This is a genomic window from Acidovorax delafieldii 2AN (assembly GCF_000175235.1).
Lineage (GTDB): Bacteria > Pseudomonadota > Gammaproteobacteria > Burkholderiales > Burkholderiaceae_C > Acidovorax > Acidovorax delafieldii_B.
Map to the genome: position 1 here is coordinate 1 of NZ_ACQT01000301.1, position 3,801 is coordinate 3,801.

Annotated in this window: 5 protein-coding genes; 1 reads left to right on the top strand and 4 read right to left on the bottom strand. The window is 66.7% G+C overall.

The features are described 5' to 3' along the window. The 4 genes from ACDELDRAFT_RS20030 to ACDELDRAFT_RS20045 form a co-directional block, all read right to left on the bottom strand. The coding region (locus ACDELDRAFT_RS20030; RefSeq protein WP_005799876.1) for a dioxygenase at window positions 1-259 on the bottom strand (259 nt) is incomplete at its 3' end. Window positions 260-307: 48 nt separating this feature from the next. Then, window positions 308-1,288: a tripartite tricarboxylate transporter substrate binding protein gene (locus ACDELDRAFT_RS20035; protein WP_005799877.1), complete on the bottom strand. Its 981-nt coding sequence runs from the start codon at window positions 1,286-1,288 to the stop codon at window positions 308-310. A 42-nt stretch (window positions 1,289-1,330) separates the two neighbouring features. After that, on the bottom strand, window positions 1,331-1,606 hold the full coding sequence (catC, locus tag ACDELDRAFT_RS20040; protein ID WP_005799879.1) for a muconolactone Delta-isomerase: 276 nt from the start codon (window positions 1,604-1,606) through the stop codon (window positions 1,331-1,333). Between the two features lie 11 nt (window positions 1,607-1,617). After that, on the bottom strand, window positions 1,618-2,802 hold the full coding sequence (locus tag ACDELDRAFT_RS20045; RefSeq protein ID WP_005799881.1) for a muconate cycloisomerase family protein: 1,185 nt from the start codon (window positions 2,800-2,802) through the stop codon (window positions 1,618-1,620). 154 nt (window positions 2,803-2,956) lie between these two features. Between ACDELDRAFT_RS20045 and ACDELDRAFT_RS20050 the strand changes: the two genes are divergently transcribed. Further along, on the top strand, window positions 2,957-3,801 hold an 845-nt coding region (locus ACDELDRAFT_RS20050; protein WP_005799882.1), incomplete at its 3' end, for a LysR substrate-binding domain-containing protein.

Below are 3,801 nucleotides of genomic sequence, written 5' to 3' on the forward strand. Positions count from 1 at the left end.
CGGCTTCGTCGGCGCGGATGTCGAGCAGCCGGTCGAAGCCCAGGCCCGCGGTGATCAGCCCCGTCTGGCCCGATGCGCCCAGGCGCGTGAGCCAGCCGGCGGCGGCCCAGAATTCGTCGGGCGTCACGTCGAGCTCGTCGATGGCCTTGAACAGGTCGGTGACGATGCGCTCGGTGAGCTGGCGCACGCGGGCATTGCCTGGCGCGATCTTGCGGGTGTTCACCAGCGCGAGCAGCTGGGCCTGGTTGAGTTCTGCCATGGGATGTCTCCTCTTGGAATGGATGGGGGGGGAAGGCTTGGCCGGGGCTCAGTCGAGCTTGATGCCGCGCTCGGTGATGAGCTTGGTCCAGCGCTCGGATTCGCGCGCCAGGTGCTTGGCCAGCTCATCGGGGGAGGAGCCCACGGGCTCGGCACCGATCGATTCAAAGCGCTTGACCACCTCGGGGTCCTTCATCGCGGCCAGCAGGGCGGCATTGAGCTTGGCCACGATGGGCTTGGGCGTGGCGGCCGGCATGAACACGGCAAACCACGGCGACACTTCGTAGCCCGGCACGCCTGCCTCGGCCAGTGTGGGCACGTCGGGCAGGGTGCTGGAGCGCTTGGCCGTGGTCACCCCCAGCGCGCGCAGCTTGCCCGACTGGATGTGGGGGCGGGCCGAGGTGATGCTGTCGAACATGTAGTTGATCTGGCCGCCCAGCAGGTCGGACACGGCCGGGCCGCTGCCCTTGTAGGGGATGTGCAGCATCTCCACGTTGGCCAGCGATGTGAACACCTCGCCGGCCAGGTGGATGGAGGTGCCGTTGCCGGCCGAGGCATAGGTGAGCTTGCCGGGCGCCTTGCGCGCGGCGGCGATCACGTCTTTGACATTCTTCACATCGGGCTGGGTGGCGTTGGTCACCAGCACGTTCGGCACCACGGCCAGCAGGCTCACGGGCGCGAAGTCCTTGATGGGGTCGTAGCTGAGCTTGCCGTACAGCGGCTTGTTCGTCGCCATGCCGATCGAGGTGATCATCATGGTGTAGCCGTCCCCCGGCTGCTTGGCCACATAGTCTGCGCCGATGTTGCCACCCGCGCCCGGCTTGTTCTCGATGACGAAGGGCTGGCCCAGCGTCCTGGCGGCTTTTTCGCCCAGCGTGCGCGCAATGGCGTCCATCGCGCCACCGGGCGGGAAGGGAACAATCCAGCGGATCGGCTTGTTGGGCCAGTCGGTGGGGGCGGGCTGGGCGTGCGCGGCCAGGCCCAGGCCGGCCAGGGCCAGCAGGGCCAGGAGGTGGCGTTTGGTGTGCATGGTGGTTGTCTCGGGGGTCTTGTGCCAGGGAACGGGGCGGCCTCAGATGGCCGAGGGGTGCTGCGCCAGGGGGGTGACGGAGATCTTCATGAAGGGGAACAGGGGCAGCCCCTGCAGCAGCTGGTGCAGCTCGTCGTTGGATGCCACATCAAAGATGCTGTAGTTGGCGTACTCGCCCACCACGCGCCAGATGCTCTTCCAGCGGCCGTCGCGCTGCAGGTCTTGCGAATAGGCCTTTTCACGGGCCTTGATCTCGTTGGCTTGCTCCACGGGCAAGTCGCGCGGAATGTTCACATCCATACGAACCAGAAACAGCATCGGTTTTCTCCTTAAACGGGGGTGGTTGTGTGTGCGGCCATGTCCACATGCACGGCGGTGAGGCCTTGGCGGGCGCGGTCGAAGCGCTCGAGCTGGGCCAGCGAAATTTCGACGCCAAAGCCTGGGCCGTCGGGCAGCTGCAGGGCGTAGTCCACGATGGGCATCTGCTTTTCAACGATGTCGTCCACCAGCAATTGGGGGCCGAAAAGCTCGCAGCCATGGTGCTGGCCGCCCAGGGTGGAAAACACATGGGCCGATGCGGCGCTGCCCAGCGACGTCTCCAGCATGGTGCCGCCGTACCAGCCGATGTCGGCGGCCTCGGCCACGGCCGCCACCTTGCGGGTGCGGATCAGGCCGCCGTGCTTGGCCACCTTGAGCGAGAACACATGGCTGGCTTTTTCGCGCGCCAGCATCATGGCGTCTTGTGGCGTGCACACGGTTTCGTCGGCCATGATGAGCGCGCCATCGAGCGTGGCCGTGAGGCTCTTGAGCGCCTCCACATTCCACTGCGCCACGGGCTGCTCGATCAGCGTCACGCCGGCCTCCACCAGCTGCGGCAGGTAGCGGCGTGCGGTGTTGCCGTCCCACGCCTGGTTCACGTCCACCGTGAGCGTGGCCTTGCCCTGCAGGCCGCGCGCGATCTGCGACACATGGGCCACGTCGTCCTGCGGCGCGCGGGCGCCGATCTTCATCTTGAAGATGTGGTGGCGCTTTTGCTCGAGCCGCAGATGCGCCTCTTGCAGGTCGCGCTCCACGTCGCCACTGGCCAGCGTCCAGGCCAGTGGCAGGCTCTGGTGCACCTTGCCGCCCAGCAGTTGCCATGCAGGCAGCTCGAGCGTGCGGGCCACGGCGTCGATCAGCGCCATCTCCACAGCGCTCTTGGCGAACGCATTGCCCTTGCAGGCCTTGTCCATGCGCGCCAGGGCGCCTTCGAAGCCGCTGGCCTCCTGGCCGACGAGGGCGGGGGCCAGGTAGTGTTCGATGGCGTGCAGGATGCTTTCGGGCGACTCTTCGTTCCACGACGGGCCGCCAATGGTGGCAGCCTCGCCGAAGCCCGTGGCGCCGTTCGTGAGCCAGACCTGAACGATGACGGGGCTCTGGCGGCTGATGGAGCCAAACGAGAGCTTGTGCGGGCGGATCGTGGGAATGTCCAGAATCCGCGCCTGCATGCGTTCGATGGTGAAGCGGCTGTGCATCGCTGGGGTACCTTTTCTTGTCGGCCGGTCGGGGTGGTGGCCCTCTTTTCGGGGCCGGGGTAAGTAAGGTTAGATTTAATCCGTATGACGTTCCAATGATTTATTTGCGACCTATCATTCGATCGCATCGAACGAAAAACGGAAGGGCTTTTCGATGGAAATCCGCCAGCTTCGCTACTTTCTCGACATCGCCCAGACCGAGCACCTCACGCAGTCGGCGCAGAACCTATTTGTCACGCAGTCCACGCTCTCGCACGGCCTGCGGCAGCTTGAGCAAGAGTTGGACATCCAGCTCTTCGAACGCCTCGGGCGGGGCCTGCGGCTGTCGCAGGCGGGCGCGGCTTTTCGGGTGCATGCCGCCCGCGCCCTGCAGGAGATCGAGGCCGGGCGCATGGCGCTGGCCGACATGACGGGGCTGCAGGCGGGCACCCTCACGGTGGGCGTCATACCCACCTTCTTGCACACCCTGGTGCCCGCCACGGTGGCGGCCTTCAGCATGGCCTACCCCAAGGTGAACATCGTGGTGCGCGACCTGCGTGCCGGTCCCATCGAGGAGCAACTGGTCGAGGGCTTGCTGGACGTGGGCATCGCCTTTCACCCCACGCAGCGCGAGGAGATCGAGACCGAGCCCTTGTTCGAGGAGCGCATGCAACTGGTGGTGAACCGCGCCCATCCGCTTGCGCGCCGGCGCAGCCTGGCCCTCAAGGGTCTGGCCGAGGTGCCCCTGGCCATGCTGCCGCGTGCGTTCACCACCCGCCGCCTGATTGACGACAGCCTGCGCGAGGCCGGCGTGCTGCCCCGCGTGCGGGTCGAAATGGAATCGGTGGAAGGCCTGATCGATGTGTGCCGCTGGGGCGAACTCGCATGCATCGTGCCCGAACGGGCCGCGCGCCAGGCGCCCGACATGCAGGCCATCCAGCTCCATTCGCCGCAGATGGTGCGTCACGCCGGCATCCTGTGGCGCCGCGGTGCCTCGCGAAGCCGCGCCGCCGTGGAGTT

Excerpts from the sequence above, each read along its gene's own strand:
- catC (WP_005799879.1), bottom strand. The coding sequence starts at position 1,606 with ATGCTGTTTCTGGTTCGTATGGATGTGAACATTCCGCGCGACTTGCCC.
- ACDELDRAFT_RS20045 (WP_005799881.1), bottom strand. The coding sequence starts at position 2,802 with ATGCACAGCCGCTTCACCATCGAACGCATGCAGGCGCGGATTCTGGAC.
- ACDELDRAFT_RS20035 (WP_005799877.1), bottom strand. The coding sequence starts at position 1,288 with ATGCACACCAAACGCCACCTCCTGGCCCTGCTGGCCCTGGCCGGCCTG.